The organism is Arthrobacter sp. Bi83 (assembly GCF_918698095.1).
Taxonomy (GTDB): domain Bacteria; phylum Actinomycetota; class Actinomycetes; order Actinomycetales; family Micrococcaceae; genus Arthrobacter.
In genome coordinates this window covers 42,385-56,628 of record NZ_CAKKLY010000031.1, presented here as the reverse complement: position 1 = coordinate 56,628, position 14,244 = coordinate 42,385, and the positions used below count along the sequence as shown (strand labels likewise).

The 14,244-nt window shown below is 65.2% G+C and carries 17 protein-coding genes; 9 read left to right on the top strand and 8 right to left on the bottom strand.

What is annotated here, in order from left to right; translation table 11 throughout:
- The coding region (locus tag LQ144_RS14990) for an amino acid permease (protein ID WP_230119498.1) at positions 1–516 on the top strand (516 nt) is incomplete at its 5' end.
- A 64-nt stretch (positions 517–580) separates the two neighbouring features.
- Here LQ144_RS14990 and LQ144_RS14985 read toward each other — a convergent pair.
- Together LQ144_RS14985 and LQ144_RS14980 are read right to left on the bottom strand one after the other, a co-directional pair.
- Positions 581–1,306 carry a dienelactone hydrolase family protein gene (locus LQ144_RS14985; protein WP_230119497.1) on the bottom strand — a complete coding sequence of 242 codons (726 nt, stop codon included), beginning with the start codon at positions 1,304–1,306 and terminating at the stop codon, positions 581–583.
- A 102-nt stretch (positions 1,307–1,408) separates the two neighbouring features.
- Positions 1,409–1,585: a CsbD family protein gene (locus LQ144_RS14980; RefSeq protein WP_230119496.1), complete on the bottom strand. Its 177-nt coding sequence runs from the start codon at positions 1,583–1,585 to the stop codon at positions 1,409–1,411.
- Positions 1,586–1,714: 129 nt separating this feature from the next.
- On the opposite strand from LQ144_RS14980, the gene LQ144_RS14975 reads away from it, so the two are divergent.
- The 5 genes from LQ144_RS14975 to LQ144_RS14955 all read left to right on the top strand — a co-directional run bounded on the left by LQ144_RS14975 (position 1,715) and on the right by LQ144_RS14955 (position 5,874).
- Positions 1,715–2,176, top strand: coding sequence for an SRPBCC family protein (locus LQ144_RS14975; RefSeq protein ID WP_230119495.1), 462 nt, complete (start codon positions 1,715–1,717; stop codon positions 2,174–2,176).
- Between the two features lie 38 nt (positions 2,177–2,214).
- Positions 2,215–2,862 (top strand): pentapeptide repeat-containing protein, encoded by a 648-nt coding sequence (locus LQ144_RS14970; RefSeq protein ID WP_230119494.1) that lies wholly within the window; start codon positions 2,215–2,217, stop codon positions 2,860–2,862.
- Positions 2,863–3,002: 140 nt separating this feature from the next.
- A complete protein-coding gene (locus LQ144_RS14965; protein WP_230119493.1) occupies positions 3,003–4,214 on the top strand; it encodes an acetyl-CoA C-acyltransferase in 1,212 nt (403 codons plus the stop codon).
- Complete coding sequence (locus LQ144_RS14960; protein ID WP_230119492.1) at positions 4,214–5,002, top strand: enoyl-CoA hydratase/isomerase family protein; 789 nt, start codon at positions 4,214–4,216, stop codon at positions 5,000–5,002. Before LQ144_RS14965 ends, LQ144_RS14960 begins: the two co-directional genes overlap by 1 nt.
- Positions 5,003–5,004: 2 nt before the next feature.
- Positions 5,005–5,874: a 3-hydroxyacyl-CoA dehydrogenase family protein gene (locus tag LQ144_RS14955; RefSeq protein ID WP_230119491.1), complete on the top strand. Its 870-nt coding sequence runs from the start codon at positions 5,005–5,007 to the stop codon at positions 5,872–5,874.
- On the opposite strand, the gene LQ144_RS14950 is transcribed toward LQ144_RS14955, so the two are convergent.
- Both LQ144_RS14950 and LQ144_RS14945 read right to left on the bottom strand, forming a co-directional pair.
- Positions 5,871–6,305, bottom strand: coding sequence for a nuclear transport factor 2 family protein (locus LQ144_RS14950; RefSeq protein WP_230119490.1), 435 nt, complete (start codon positions 6,303–6,305; stop codon positions 5,871–5,873). The genes LQ144_RS14955 and LQ144_RS14950 overlap by 4 nt on opposite strands.
- Positions 6,306–6,491: 186 nt before the next feature.
- Positions 6,492–6,833, bottom strand: coding sequence for a DUF5655 domain-containing protein (locus LQ144_RS14945; RefSeq protein WP_230119489.1), 342 nt, complete (start codon positions 6,831–6,833; stop codon positions 6,492–6,494).
- 102 nt (positions 6,834–6,935) lie between these two features.
- Between LQ144_RS14945 and LQ144_RS14940 the strand changes: the two genes are divergently transcribed.
- Positions 6,936–7,544: a GNAT family protein gene (locus LQ144_RS14940; RefSeq protein WP_230119488.1), complete on the top strand. Its 609-nt coding sequence runs from the start codon at positions 6,936–6,938 to the stop codon at positions 7,542–7,544.
- 10 nt (positions 7,545–7,554) lie between these two features.
- On the opposite strand, the gene LQ144_RS14935 is transcribed toward LQ144_RS14940, so the two are convergent.
- A complete protein-coding gene (locus tag LQ144_RS14935; RefSeq protein WP_230119487.1) occupies positions 7,555–8,349 on the bottom strand; it encodes an SGNH/GDSL hydrolase family protein in 795 nt (264 codons plus the stop codon).
- Positions 8,350–8,602: 253 nt separating this feature from the next.
- On the opposite strand from LQ144_RS14935, the gene LQ144_RS14930 reads away from it, so the two are divergent.
- Together LQ144_RS14930 and LQ144_RS14925 are read left to right on the top strand one after the other, a co-directional pair.
- The gene (locus LQ144_RS14930; protein WP_230119486.1) at positions 8,603–9,316 is read left to right on the top strand and encodes a tyrosine-protein phosphatase; all 714 of its coding nucleotides are present in this window, start codon (positions 8,603–8,605) and stop codon (positions 9,314–9,316) included.
- Positions 9,313–11,505, top strand: coding sequence for a trypsin-like serine protease (locus tag LQ144_RS14925; protein ID WP_230119485.1), 2,193 nt, complete (start codon positions 9,313–9,315; stop codon positions 11,503–11,505). Before LQ144_RS14930 ends, LQ144_RS14925 begins: the two co-directional genes overlap by 4 nt.
- A 2-nt stretch (positions 11,506–11,507) precedes the next feature.
- Here the strand turns inward: LQ144_RS14925 and LQ144_RS14920 are convergent, their stop codons facing one another.
- The 3 genes from LQ144_RS14920 to LQ144_RS14910 form a co-directional block, all read right to left on the bottom strand.
- Positions 11,508–11,816: an antibiotic biosynthesis monooxygenase gene (locus LQ144_RS14920; protein ID WP_230119484.1), complete on the bottom strand. Its 309-nt coding sequence runs from the start codon at positions 11,814–11,816 to the stop codon at positions 11,508–11,510.
- 109 nt (positions 11,817–11,925) lie between these two features.
- Complete coding sequence (locus tag LQ144_RS14915) at positions 11,926–13,251, bottom strand: hypothetical protein (RefSeq protein WP_230119483.1); 1,326 nt, start codon at positions 13,249–13,251, stop codon at positions 11,926–11,928.
- Positions 13,252–13,490: 239 nt separating this feature from the next.
- Complete coding sequence (locus LQ144_RS14910; RefSeq protein ID WP_230119482.1) at positions 13,491–14,240, bottom strand: ABC transporter permease; 750 nt, start codon at positions 14,238–14,240, stop codon at positions 13,491–13,493.
- Positions 14,241–14,244 lie beyond the last annotated feature (4 nt).

The following is a 14,244-nucleotide window of genomic DNA, read 5'->3' as shown; positions in this document are numbered from 1 at the left end:
GCGCTGTCGTCGTGCAACTCGGGTCTGTACTCGATCGGCCGAGTCTTCCGCACCATGGCCAACAACGGCCATGCCCCGCAGTGGCTCACCAAGATGTCCTCGCGCCACGTGCCGTACGCTGCCATCCTCGCCATCGCCGCGTTCTACCTCGTGGGCATCCTGCTGAACATCTGGCTCGGCGGCTCGCACGCCTTCGACCTCGCGCTCAACACCGCGTCCATCGGCGTGATCTTCACCTGGGGCGCCATCTTCGCCAGCCAGATCGCGCTGCGCCACAAGAAGGGCCGCGTCTCCGAGCTGCCGATGCCGGGCTCGCCCTGGAGCAGCTGGGCCGGACTTGTCGCACTGCTGGTCATCGCCGTGCTGATCGGCTTCGACACCATGACCAGCAAGAACGGTGAGGTCTTCTACCTCGGCCTGTGGACCCTGGCCACCATCCCGTTCTTCGCTGTGGTTCTGTGGCTGGGCTGGCAGAAGGTCAAGAACAACGAGCCTAAGAGCGAGCTGTTCAGCTAGTACTTGGAATCACGACGACGGCGGCGGTCACCTTCACCAGGTGGCCGCCACCGCTCATTAAGCCTCACGCCTGCAGATGCTTGGCGAAATGGTCCTCAATCCGCTGCCACGCTTCCGGGCTGGACCGCGGATCCGGGCCGATGCCCATGACCCTCATCAGCGGACGCAGCGCCCTCGGCCCTTCTTCCTCGTCGTTCAGGAAGGCGTGGCCGGCGGTCGGGAACTCCCTGACGTCGTGTTCGATGTCGTGGGACTCCAGCGCGGCCTCGAGTTTGGCGGCGGCGCCTTGGAGCGTCCGGTCCTTTTTGCCGTAATTTGCCACGACGGGGCAGGCGCCCCGGAGCGCAGCCTCCAGGTTTCCAGGCAGGCGTCCATAATTCACCGACGCGGCATCGAAGCCGTCGTTGGCGGCGAGCAGCGCGAACCCTCCGCCCATGCAGAAGCCGATCACCCCCGTTTTCCCGGTGCTGAGCCCTGAACCGCTGAGCCAGGACCGGGCGGTGGCCAGGTCGGTGAAGACGCGGCCTTCGCCGGACATCATGGAGCGCATGGTGCTGACGAGGCAGCGCCGCGGGCCGCCGTCGCTGAACAGGTCCACGGCCAGGGTCAAGTAGCCTGCCTCTGCCAGCCGGTCCGCGTGCCGCCGGGTTTGGTCGTTGAGGCCAAAGGCCTCGTGGATCATCACGACGGCCGGAAACGGGCCCGGGCCGTCCGGGCGCGCCAAGTAGCCGCCAAGATTCTTGGAGCCGCCGGCCGCCCTGCTGTCGTCACTCAGGTCTAGTTCCGTCATGGCCACAGTCTGGCAGACAGGTCGGACATTTAAACGACAAAACGGCGACGGCGGACACCCCCCAAGGAGAGTCCGCCGTCGTCGTTTGTGTGTCTGTAGGACCTAGTCGCGCCTGAACTCGTCCTTGACGTCTTCGCCGACCTTCTTGGCATCGGCAACGACCTGGTCCTTCTGCCCCTCGGCCTTCAGGCGGTCGTTGTCCGTGGCGTTGCCGGCAGCTTCCTTGGCCTTGCCGCCGAAGTCTTCTGCAGCGTTCTGAATCTTGTCTCCAATACCCATGGTGCTAACCACCTTCCGTTGCCGGTTGATCTGACAAAGCCGTTTCAGCCTAACACAAAGCATGCTTACTAATTCAAGGACGTGTCCGCCTGAGTGCTCAATGTCTGTGCCCGGGGCTAGGCTCGGAGGATGGACCACAGCACCAGTTTGACTCAACATGTGAACGCCAGGCCCGAGAAAGTGTGGGCAGTGATTTCCGACATCCCCGGTTCGGCAGCCACCCTCTCGGGCGTCGAGACCATTCAGATGGTCAGCGAGGGGCCTTACGGCGAAGGCACGCGGTGGAAGGAAACGCGGTCCATGATGGGCCGGCGTGAAACGATTGAAATGTGGGTGTCCCAGGTGGATGCGCCGCGCAGCACCACCGTCAAGGCATTGCAGGGCGGCGCGGACTATACCTCCCGTTTCACCTTGGCTGAGCGCGACGCCGGAACGGACCTTACGCTGACCTTCGGTGCCGAGATGCTCCGGCCCACAGCCGTCAGCAGGGTCATGCTGGCGCTGTTCGGAAAGATCGGCATGAACGTCACGCGGAAAGCCCTGGCAAAGGACCTTGCCGAGATCGCTGCAAAAGCCGAGTCGCTGCAGTGACGGGCAGGGCCGCGGGGAAGGCCGCCCGGGGGAAGGGGTTGAAGGTCACGCCGCCGCGGCTGTCTCCGATTCAGCTCGAGGGCCTGCGGGACGATGATGCGCCGGATTTCCGCAGCGGTGACAGGTATGACGCCGTGCGGTACAGCCGTGCGGATGCGGATGGCCTGGAGCTCAGTGGAATCGTCTTTGCCGAGTGCGAATTTTCCGGGATCTCCTTCAATGAAACCCAGCTTCGGGGTGCCAGCTTCCGGGACTGCCTGGTGAGCGAGGCCTACGCTCCCGTGCTCACCGCAGCCAGGTCCACCTTCCGCGACGTCGAGTTCAGCAACCCCCGCTGGGGATCCGCCGAGCTGTATGACAGCGGCTGGCAGTCCGTGAAGATCGACGGCGGCAAGCTGGATTTCGTGAACCTGCGCGGCTCCAGGCTGGCGGACGTCCTCATCAGCGACTGCATCATCAATGAGCTGGACCTTGGCTCTGTTACCGGCGCCCGCGTGGCCCTCAGGAACTGCACCATCGGAAGCCTGGACCTCAGCGGCGCGAAGCTGAAGGATTTCGATCTCCGCGGCACCGATTTCCGGAGCATCAGTGGACTGGATAGCCTGGCCGGCGTGGTGATCGACGACTACCAGCTCGGCCTCATCGCCCCGCTGCTGGCCGCTCATCTGGGGGTCGTGGTGGCGTAGCGCCGGGCGGCGCGACGTGTGCCGGCCGACCAAAACAGGCCCTTTGGTTGACCCTCCGGGCCCGCCGTGTAATCTTTATAGAACGAACGGTCGGTAATTTATTCGTATCCGGCCTCACTCCCTGCGTAAAGGATGTTCTCATGGTCGAGGCTTTTCTGGTTGGCGGCGCCCGCACCCCGGTGGGGCGATACGGCGGTGCGCTTTCGGCCGTGCGTCCTGATGATCTGGCAGCGCTGGTGGTCCGCGAAGCCGTGGCCCGCGCCGGTGTGGACCCGGACGCCATCGACGAAGTCATTCTCGGGAACGCCAACGGAGCCGGTGAAGAGAACCGCAACGTTGCCCGCATGGCCACGATCCTGGCAGGACTTCCCCTCCACATCCCCGGCATCACGGTGAACCGGCTGTGCGCCTCCGGCCTCAGCGCCATCATCATGGCCAGCCAGATGATCAAGTCGGGCGCCGCGGACATCGTGGTGGCCGGCGGCGTCGAATCGATGAGCCGGGCGCCGTGGGTGCAGGAAAAGCCGCACACTGCGTTCGCGAAGCCCGGCGAAATCTTCGACACCTCCATCGGCTGGCGCTTCGTCAACCCCGCCTTCAAGAAGGGCGACCTGTCCCGGGACGGCAAGATGACCTTTTCGATGCCGGAAACGGCGGAGGAAGTGGGCCGCGTTGACGTCATCTCCCGCGAGGACGCCGATGCCTTCGCCGTCCGCTCGCACGAAAAGTCCCTGGCAGCCATCGCGGGCGGCCGGTTCAAGGACGAGATTGTTCCGGTCACGGTCAAGACCCGCAAGTCCGAGACGGTCGTGGACACCGACGAGGGTCCCCGTGCCGGCACCACCATGGACGTGCTCTCCGGTCTCCGGCCGGTCGTTCCGGGCGGATCGATTGTCACCGCCGGCAACTCGTCCACCCTCAATGACGGCGCCTCGGCCATCATCGTGGCCTCCGAGGCGGCCATCCAGAGGCTTGGACTGACCGCGCGGGCACGTATCATCGACGGCGCCTCTGCCGGTTGCGAGCCCGAAATCATGGGCATCGGCCCGGTCCCCGCCACCCAGAAAGTGCTCAAGCGGAGCGGTCTCAGCGTCGGCGACCTTGGCGCCGTCGAGCTTAACGAAGCGTTTGCCACCCAGTCGCTGGCGAGCATGCGGCGGCTTGGGCTGGACCCTGGCATCGTCAACAACGACGGCGGTGCCATCGCGCTGGGTCACCCGCTTGGGTCCAGCGGGTCAAGGATCGCCATCACCCTGCTGGGCCGGATGGAACGCGAGGATGCCCGGATCGGCCTGGCGACCATGTGCATCGGCGTCGGCCAGGGTACCGCGATGCTGCTGGAGCGGGTGTAATGGCGGCTCCGGACAGCGCGAACGGATCCTTAAGCACCGAAAAGTTCAGCACCCTCCTGGTCGAAGAGCGCGACGACCGCGTGGTGGTGCTGCTCAACCGCCCGGAGGTCCGCAATGCCATCGACCAGCAGATGGTGGATGAGCTCCACGTGGTCTGCACCGCACTCGAGCAGAACCCGCGGATCCTGATCATTGCCGGCGTCGAGGGCGTGTTTGCCTCCGGCGCGGACATCGCCCAACTGCGCGAGCGGCGGCGGGACGATGCCCTGCAGGGCATCAACTCAACGATTTTCGTCCGCATTGCCAAGCTGCCCATGCCCGTCATCGCGGCCCTGGACGGCTACTGCCTGGGCGGCGGTGCCGAGCTCGCCTACGCCGCCGACTTCCGGATCGGCACTCCGGGCGTCCGCATCGGCAACCCGGAAACCGGACTGGGAATCCTGGCGGCGGCCGGCGCCAGCTGGCGGCTGAAGGAGCTCGTGGGGGAGCCCGTAGCCAAGGAAATCCTGCTCGCGGGGCTGGTGCTGCGGGCCGAACAGGCCCTGGCGGTCAGCCTGATCACCGAGATCCACGAGGCGCCGTCGCTGATGGAGGGCGCCCACAGCCTGGCCGACCGCATCGCCCGGCAGGACCCGCTGGCCGTGCGGATCACCAAGTCCGTGTTCCACGCGCCGGCGGAAGCGCATCCGCTCGTGGACCAGCTGGCGCAGGGCATCCTTTTCGAGTCGCAGGCGAAGTTTGACCGCATGCAGGCGTTCCTCGACAAAAAAACAGAGAAGAAGAAATAGATATGAGCAACTCGACCTTGCCGGCAAACCTTCCCGCCACCGTCGGCGTCCTCGGCGGCGGCCGCATGGGGGCAGGCATCGCCCACGCGTTCCTGATCACCGGGGCCAACGTCCTGGTGGTTGAACGCGATGAGGAATCCGCCGAAGCCGCCCGGGAACGGGTGGAGTCGGCAGCCGCGAAGAGCATCGAACGCGGCGCCACGGACGGAAACCTGGACGAAATGGTGTCCCGGCTCTCGGTGACCCTGGACTACGACGACTTCGCGGACCGGCAGCTCGTCATCGAGGCCGTTCCGGAAGACTGGGACCTGAAGGTCACTTCCCTCCGGGGAATTGAAGAGCGGCTCGGCGAGGATGCCTACCTCGCCTCAAACACCTCCTCGCTGTCGGTCAACGGCCTTGCCCGTGAGCTGAAGCGCCCGCAGAACTTCCTGGGCCTGCACTTCTTCAACCCGGTGCCCGCGTCAACCCTGATCGAAGTGGTGCTGGGGACGGCGACATCTCCCGAGCTGGCGGCCGCAGCGAAGCGCTGGACCGAAGCGCTGGGCAAGACCGCCGTCGTCGTCAATGACGCCCCGGGGTTCGCGTCCTCGCGGCTGGGCGTGGCGATTGCGCTGGAGGCGATGCGCATGGTGGAGGAAGGTGTGGCCTCCGCGGAGGACATCGACGCCGCCATGGTGCTCGGCTACAAGCACCCCACCGGGCCGCTGAAGACCACAGACATCGTGGGTCTGGACGTGCGGCTGGGCATCGCCGAATACCTGCACTCGACGCTGGGGGAGCGGTTCGCGCCGCCGCAGATTTTGAAGGACAAGGTGGCCCGGGGCGAACTGGGCCGCAAGACCGGCAAGGGGTTCTTCGACTGGAGCTAAGGGCGCAGCGAAAACATGCCCTTGTCTGTCTCCGGATCGATGGGCAGCGAGGAATGCTCGTGGGCGATCTTCCAGACGCCGTTCTTCTTCGCCAGGTTCACGGTGATGCGGTTGGTCATGGCCCGCAGTCGCTCGCCGTCCGCCGAAACGCCGGCGAAGGTGACGGCCGCATGTCCGAAGGCGACGTCATCCCCGACGGCGGACTGCACGTCGTTGAACTCGACCTGCACACGCTCGTCGCCCAGCGAGCCGAACCAGCCTGCCGCCATCCCGCGCCACTGGTCGATGCCCTGGTATTGCCACTGCCCCCACGAATCAAAGACGTGGATGTCGTCGTCGTAGAGCGCGGTGAAGGCCTCGACATCCTTGGCATAGACAGCCGCGGCGTAGGCGTCCAAGGCGTGCGTTACCGGGGTGGGCTCGTTGGTCATGGCAGCTCCTCTAGGTCTGTCGGATGCGGGAATCCTACAGCCGGCTCCTCAAGGCGGACCGGGCTGCCGCCACTCACCAGGGGCGACCGGCCGGACGGGGTAGTGACTTGATAGGAACGTGCGGCTTGAAAGGTCCTGCATGACGGACGCCGACCCGGGCCACCATCCAGCGCCAAGTCTGCCGCCTCAGGCGGTGAGCGCATATCCTTCGCGGATCCAGGCCAGCACCTCGGCATCAATTTCTGAAGGGTCCTTCAGGATGACTTCGTTGTGCCACCGGTTGGCCGATACGCGCTCGGCGCGGTGCACACGATCGGATTCGAGCTGCCTCGCCAGGACGATGTTGACCAGAATGCCGCCCCGCCGGGGGTGGATGCCGAGAAAAGCACGCCCGTGTGTGACATGGAACGAGGACGCGTTCTCCTGTAGCTCACACCCATCCAAAGCAGAAATCTGATCGAGGAGGGCACCGTAAACACCAGACGAAATCGGGTCACCATCGATGCGTTCTCTTGCGGTACGAGCCATTCAGCCAGCATAAGGGTGAGGGTTGTCTCGCGCTGCTTGTGCCGCCAAACGATTTGAAGAATTGTCTATAGGAACATCATCGGGCGCCTCTAGGATGGTGCGGTGACCCCGATTCAACCCATCACCCTGACCGGCAAGGTCGTCGTCCTTGAGCCACTGGCGCACAGCCACCACGACGGACTGGTGGAAGCGGCCCGCGACGGCGAACTTTGGAAGCTCTGGTACACGAACGTCCCCGCCCCGGACCGGATGGCTGCAGAAATCGACCGCCGGCTGGCCCTCCAGGAATTGGGCTCCATGCTGCCCTTCGCCACGCGGCTGATAGACCCGACCACGGGCGGTCCGGGTCGGGTGATCGGCATGACCACTTACATGAACATCGACGCCGATACTCCCCGCGTTGAGATCGGCTCAACCTGGAATGCGGCCTCTTCGCACGGCAGCGGCAGCAACGCGGATTCCAAGCTGCTGCTCCTGCAACATGCCTTCGAAACGCTCGGCTGCCCCGCCGTCGAATTCCGCACACACTGGCTGAACCACCAGTCGCGGGAAGCGATCGCCCGGCTCGGAGCCAAGCAGGACGGTGTGCTCCGCAGCCACTCCCGGACCTCGGACGGCGTGCTCCGGGACACCGTGGTGTTCTCTATCCTGGAACACGAGTGGCCCATGGTCCGCAACGGCCTCGAGTACAGGCTGGCCAGGAAGCGGTAGGACGGCTGTGCTACGACTTTGAGTAGGCACCCTTAGCCAAGAGCGCCGCGTAGTATGCCTCGTAGCCCGAAGCATTCGGGTGGAAGTTGTCAGGAGCGAGCGGAGTCAGAGGGTCGTAGTTGATCCAAGCGGGGGTGCTGTTGGTGGCGTGTCCTGCGAAGGCGGTGGTTACGTCCACGTATTGCGTTTTAGTGTAGTCGGCTGCTGCGGCAATGGCGGTGTTGAGGCGATCGGTCAGCAGGTTGGCTGTGGCGGTAAAAGTATCGACAGGTTCGAACAAATGCGGGTAGCCCGTTAGGACAATTTTCGCGTTCGGTGCTGCGGCGTGGACGGCCTGCACGAGGCCAACCAGCCGGGCACTGACTGTCCCCAACATGTTCGAGGCAAATCCGAGGGCGGCCGCGCAGTTCGCACTTGATGGGGCTGGAAGGCAGGCGATCAGGACGGCAGTGCTGTTCAGGTCATTTGCGCCAGCCGTAATGGTCACAAGGGCCGTGTTTTTCTTGAGGCGTCCTAATTGCGTCGCGGCTACGTCTAACGTCGTTGCACCGCTGCACGCCGCATTGGTGACGAGGCGGACAGACTTCGCAACGTCGGCGTCCGCCGCGTAGCTGTTGTCGCTGCGAAAACACGAGTCAAGATAAGGCCCTGCCCCCTGCCCTGCGGCATAGGAGTCGCCAAGCGCCACATAGGCGATGGGCGGTGCCGCCTCCGCCGGTACTGCTGTGAAGCCCAGTGCCATCGCCATAGTGGCGAGCCCGGCCGCGAGAGCCGAGCGCCGCCGGATTGTCGTCCTCTTGCCCATTGGATGTCCCCTTTTCGTTGCAGATCCTGTGCCTTGAACTAATCGGTGGTGAAACGGCGTCGTTGCGGCACGCCATCAGACCCGGCATGGCCGGTGGAGGCAGCAGTGGCCGGGCGATGGCGCTCATCGCCTTAGAGTACGCCTGGTCGTGGGGCTATGGTCCTGTCGCGAGTACTCGATTTTGGCCGGCAGTGGCCGCGCCACTTGGATGCAGCCAGTGCAGCCGGCGCGGAAGATGTGGTTAGCTGTCTCCGTGAACGCGAGGGAACTGGCACCTGTGGGCTGGGACGGTGCCGTCAATGCTTGGCGCGTGGCCGGTTCGGTCTACCGGATGGGCCGCCGCGAGTGGGTCACGGCCGCCGGCTGGCAGGACGCACACAATGACGGCGTCCGCACCGTCATCGACCTCCGCAACCCCGCCGAACGGCAACCCCGGGACGCCGATCCCGACGTGGGCGGGGCGCTCGCCGCGTTCGACGTCATATTTGCCCCGACCGAGGACCCGGACAACCGCGAGTTCAAGGCTCTCTGCGTCCCCTACCTCAATGACCCCGCCTATTACGCCGCCAACGCCCGGCTGTTTCCGGACAAACTGGCCGCTGTGTTCAAGGCTGTGGCCGCATCCCCTGGCGGAGTCGTGATCCATTGCTCGGCAGGACGGGACCGCAGCGGCATGGTCGCAGCCATGCTTCAGGACCTCGCCGGCGCCCCTGACGGCGATATTGTCGCTGGCTACCAGGCGGCCATGCGCGGCATCAATGAGCGTCACCGCACACGGCTGACACCGCACCCCCACGAACGGTACCTGGACGAAGAAACCCTGGCGCCGCTCCTGCAAAGCCGCGGGGAAGGCGTCCTTGATTTCGTTCGGTCACTCAACACCCGGGAGTACCTCCTGCGGCATGGCGTTTCGGAGCCGGAGCTGGAAGCCATCCTGTCTGCCCTCGGCGCCAGGGTGGCCCTGTGACTTCCTCCGCATACGGCGCAGCAGGCCGGCGCGCACTGGCTCTGGCGGCGGCAGCAGCTGTCGCCCTCAGCGCCGCTCTCGGGTCCGTGCCGGCTTCCGCTGCCGAGGAAAGTCCGACGCCGGCAGTCACCGGCGGTGCCGCGTCGCCGTCGGTTGCCAGTAGACCGAGTGTCAGCAGCCCGAGTGTCAGTAAACCCAGTGTCGGCGCTACGGGTGTCAGCGCCTCCGGTATCAGCGACGAAGGCCTGGCGGAGGCAGTTGCGCGGGATCTCGGCATGACCCTGGCGGAGTTCAACGCTGCCGGTGCGCAGGGAAAACGCGCTGCCGATGCGCTGGCCACGCTCTGGAAGCTGCCCGGTTTCGTTGCGCTCAGCCTGCACGACGGCCATGTTCTGGTCGAAGGCACGGGCCCCGGGCTTCAAAAGAGCGTTGCGTCGCTCAACGCGGCCGGCCAGGCTGGCAGGAACGAATTCGTGCTCATCGCCCCGGGCGCAGCGTCCGCCGCTCGGGTCCCTGGGACGCCAGTGCAGACAACGCCAGCGCACGCAACGCCAGCCCCGGCGACACCAGCTGGGGCAACGCCAGCCCCGGAGACACCAGCAAAGGCTGCGCCAGCCCGAGCAACTCCGGCGCAGGGGCCTGCTCCGGAGAAGGATCTTCAGGCAACCAGCACCGAGCAGCTCTACCGGGCCTATTTGCACGACGTCGGCGCAGCAGGCCTGCAGGCTGTGGCCGCGGCCGGTGGCAAATTCATCATCCGCACGGGCGGCGTCAATTCCCCCGAGAAAGCGTCTCAAAGCGGACAACAGCCGGGGGGCGGCGTAATGCGGGGGGCCGCCGGCGAGACCGGCATGTCGCCGTCGGAATTCGTGGCACAGTACGCCAACGTGGTGCTGGAGAAGGGCGAGCCGATGGCCAGCGAAGAGGACTTCCTCGGCGGCCAAGGCTACCGAATCGACGGTGTGGTGGTCTGCTCTTCGGGGTTCAGCGCCTTTAGCCCTGGAGGAGAGCCGCTGGTGCTCACAGCTGGCCACTGCGCGGAGGACGGCACCGCCCGGCTTGCGGAGGTAACACTTCCGGCGGGCGAACCGGCCGGTGGCTCCGTCGCGGAGAGTGGGGTCACCGGGGAACTCGGGACCTTCGGATTCAGCCAGTTCGGCGGCCCGGGAAACGCCAGGATCAGCACCGACCCGGCTGGCGCCGTGGAACCGGGGTCCGACATCGCCGTCATTGAATCCATCCGTTCCGACCTCGACCTGCTGCCTGCCGCGACCACATGGGACGATCCCGCAGACCTCGGCGCCGGGGCCGTGCCGATTGTGGGCACCGCCGCCCCCTTCGTCGGACAGGCTGTCTGCCGCTCCGGCCGGACCGCGGGCTGGTCGTGCGGCACGGTGGACGAGGTGGGGATCTATGTCGTAGAGGGCGGCTCCGGCGAGCCGGACGACCTCCGATCCTTCCGTGGGTTCCTCTCCACATCCGTGCAATCAAGCGGAGGCGATTCCGGTGGTCCCTGGATCAGCGGAAACTATGCGGTGGGAACACACTCGGCCGGAAACTCAAGAACGTCGGCAGAAAACTTCGCTGTGGCTGCCACCCTGCAGGAATCGCTCAACGTGCTGCCGGGCGTCCAGCTGAGGCTGTTCCTCAACAAGCCGGCACTGGACGCACCCCTGCCGGCCGGGCCAATCGCCGCAGGGCAGCGCATCACGGGCAGGATCCCGGCAGCTCCGGCCGCCGCTGTACCGGCTGGCTCCAGTGTCCGAATTGTGCTGCCGGCCCACGAGCCGCTGGACGTCCCAGCAGACGCTGACGGCAACTGGTCGTTTACAGCGCCCGCCTCCGCTACGCAGTTTTCGGCGCAGACCATCAACGGCTTCAGCAGCTCCGGGACAAGCACCTTCAGTACGGTCGAGAAACCAGCCGCTTCAAACCCGGCCACGCCGTCCAAGCCTGCCGCGCCGGCACGCTCTGTCCGGGCCGCCGAACTGAAGCCGGCGCCCCAGCCATCCGTCGTGGCTGTGCTGCCTGACGGCATCACGTACATCCGGGATGCAACGGCGAGCACTACGGACAGGCTGGCCGACACCGGGGCGTCCGGCCTGCTTGCGGCAGGCGGCGTGGCAGGCGCTGCCCTGCTCCTCGGCGGATTGCTGCTTCTCGCAGTCCGGCGGCGCGGCAGGCGATAGGACTACTTCGCGGCCGTGCCGATCGTCGCTGCCTCGTCCAGTGTGTGAGGCTCGAAGTGTTCAACTATTTCGCGGATCGACTGGAGGCTTTCCGTGAATGCGGCCGATGCCCGCCACCGTTCAATCTGGTCCAGGGACTCCCACGGTCCCGTGCTGATGAATCGGTTGGGTACATCCCGGTCGTGCATCAGAATCCCCTTGGCTTCCGGGAAATCCGTCTGCGTTCGTGCGGCCATGTCCTGCCACGCCTTCACGAAATCGTCCTCATGGCCCGGTTTGATGAGCCAGATCCCCAAGGTATAAACCGACACGATCCACCACCTCCATGGCGCTAAGAGCAGTTACCTTGATTATCTTCCGGTGCTGCGGCAGGCGGAAGGGCTCACACCGGACCGGGGCACCTCCGGTGCCGGCTCCGACCTAGCAATTCGGCGAATCGTATTCGTAGGCGCCGGCGTCGGCCCTTCCGATTCCACCGCAGAGACCGCTCTGTGGCACCTGCACCCGGTCCAGGTCCAGCCCAAAAGGACTGCCGCCGACCCGGTCGACGGCCGGGCTGGCCGATGTCAGCCGGAGATCTTGGGGTGCGTTCGCGAAGAGGGCCGGGGCCGTCGTCGAAGTCTTGTCCAACACCACGTTGCTTGGCCCGTTGATGACGTTGGCCTGTTCGGTCCAGCCGGAGCCATCCAACCAAAGCGCGTTGCGGTTGGCCACCAGAATGTTGCCTCTGATGACCGTCGAGGACGGGCACGTGGCGTGGCACACTACTCCGCGGGAATGGCTGCCGTTCAGCCAGACCGTGTTGAATTCAAAGACAGTGTTGTTGGTCGGGCCGAAGGGTGATCCCGTTCCGCGGGCGATCAGGCCCGAGGCTTCGGCGCAGTCAGGGCCGCAGGAAGCGCGGACGAGGTTGTAACGGTAGGTGTTGCCGTCGGCAGTGCCCTTCGATCGTCCCAGTTCCGAGAACACATTGTTGTCGATCGCCTTGTTGTGGTGGATCAGGTTGCGGTTGCCGTTGTAGATCTCGAAGGCGCTACCGTCGCGGCCGAAGTCGGAGGAGGCGGCAGTGGAGCCGATCACGGTATTGCCGAAAAATTCGTTGTCGTCACCGTTGATGAGCACGCCGAAGGCGCCGGAATCGTCACTGCAGTCAACGGCCTGCGGCGTGCCGCACCGGGTTCCCGGGGTGTTGACGTTCATGACGTTGTTGTCGGCCAGGAAGTTGTTGGCATACATGCCGAAATCAGAGCCGGAACTCACCTTAATGCCAGCCGTGTTGTTGGAGGCTTCCGAACTTCTGACGATGTTGTTGTCGCCCGCGACGTTAAAGCCCGCGTAACCGCAGGATGTGGCGCGCAGCCCGTCTACTTCGATGAAGTTGCCGCTGAGCCGGAAACAGTTTCCCCCTTCGCCGCCGGTGACGGTCGGCAAACTCCCGCTTCCGTAGTTCTTCAGCGTGATGGCTGAGCCGGCAGTTCCGTTGCGGCTCACCTCCACGATGCCGATCCACACATCACCGCGGCGGAAGCTCACTGTGTCGCCGGGCTTGAGGTCGGCTTCGTTTACCTTGGACAACGATTGCCAGGGCGATCCACTCGATGTTCCCGGGTTGGTGTCGCTGCCGGCAGCACTGACGTAGTAATTGGTGGTCGCCGGCGCCAAGGCGGAAGTAGTCACACCCGCCAGCAAGCCGCCTGCCAGAACGGCAACTGCCAGGATTGCAGCCCTTGTGGATTTCTTGCTCATGCATCCGCCTGCGGTGGTGCGGAAACTACGGAACTCGGCTTAGCGCCGACGTCGGCCGCCGCCGGAAAGGGAACCGGACGGAGGCACCATTTTTAGACAGAACCACCTTTGGGTGGATGGCTGCCGCATGCCACTCATCCAGAGGAGCCAGCGTATAAAGCGTCCATGGCAAAGTCAACGCTTTCTCCTCCGCCACCCATGACCGTCAGACCGCCCCGAGCCAAATGTTGGCCGGGCGTTCAACGTAGTGCGCCGGGCCGCACACGGACCGGAGCAAGCATGTGCACCAGCATCACTGCGGTGATTGAGCCGGCGGCCATGATCGAAGCCAGCACCACAATCTGGAAACGCCCTGCCTCCAACGGTGAAAGCCCGCCGAAGATGGCTCCCACGAAGGCCCCGGGCAGTGTGACCAGGCCGGTTGTCTTCGTCTGGTCGATCGACGGTATGAGGGCCGAGGACGCCGCCCCGCGCGCCATGTCCCGGGTCGCCTGCCGGGGAGTGGCACCCAGCGCCAGCCAGGCTTCGACGAGGTCCCACTTGTCAATGACAGCCTCGTTGAACCGTCGGCCGGCCAATGCCGCAATCGTCATGGAGTTTCCGATGACGATGCCGCCGATTGCCAGGGCGTAGCGCCCTGTGAAACCGATGGATCCCGTGGCGAAGACGATGGCAAGCGCAACAATGATGCCGGCGGCCATCGACGAGCCAACCATTGCCAAGTGGGTCCAGCTCCAGCCGAGGCGGCGCGTGGCAGTCATGGCAGCGACAACGAACATGACGCCCAGCGCCACGGCAACCCAGGTGCCGCTGGCAATGACGGCTCCCAGGATCAGGCTGACCGCTGCCAGTTGCGCGGCTCCGCGAAGGATGGCGAGCGCGGGGGCGAAGCCGTGCGGCACCTTAAAGGCTTTGAGAACCCCGGCTGTCAACACCATGAGGAGCCCGACTGCCGCCAGGGTCGGAGTCAGGTTGGCAAGCTCAGTCACCTGA

Coding starts and splice junctions, on each gene's coding strand:
- LQ144_RS14945 (WP_230119489.1), bottom strand. CDS start 6,833: ATGGCTCGTACCGCAAGAGAACGCATCGATGGTGACCCGATTTCGTCT.
- LQ144_RS14950 (WP_230119490.1), bottom strand. CDS start 6,305: ATGACCAACGAGCCCACCCCGGTAACGCACGCCTTGGACGCCTACGCC.
- LQ144_RS14915 (WP_230119483.1), bottom strand. CDS start 13,251: ATGAGCAAGAAATCCACAAGGGCTGCAATCCTGGCAGTTGCCGTTCTG.
- LQ144_RS14935 (WP_230119487.1), bottom strand. CDS start 8,349: ATGGGCAAGAGGACGACAATCCGGCGGCGCTCGGCTCTCGCGGCCGGG.
- LQ144_RS14985 (WP_230119497.1), bottom strand. CDS start 1,306: ATGACGGAACTAGACCTGAGTGACGACAGCAGGGCGGCCGGCGGCTCC.
- LQ144_RS14980 (WP_230119496.1), bottom strand. CDS start 1,585: ATGGGTATTGGAGACAAGATTCAGAACGCTGCAGAAGACTTCGGCGGC.
- LQ144_RS14955 (WP_230119491.1), top strand. CDS start 5,005: ATGAGCAACTCGACCTTGCCGGCAAACCTTCCCGCCACCGTCGGCGTC.
- LQ144_RS14975 (WP_230119495.1), top strand. CDS start 1,715: ATGGACCACAGCACCAGTTTGACTCAACATGTGAACGCCAGGCCCGAG.
- LQ144_RS14965 (WP_230119493.1), top strand. CDS start 3,003: ATGGTCGAGGCTTTTCTGGTTGGCGGCGCCCGCACCCCGGTGGGGCGA.
- LQ144_RS14960 (WP_230119492.1), top strand. CDS start 4,214: ATGGCGGCTCCGGACAGCGCGAACGGATCCTTAAGCACCGAAAAGTTC.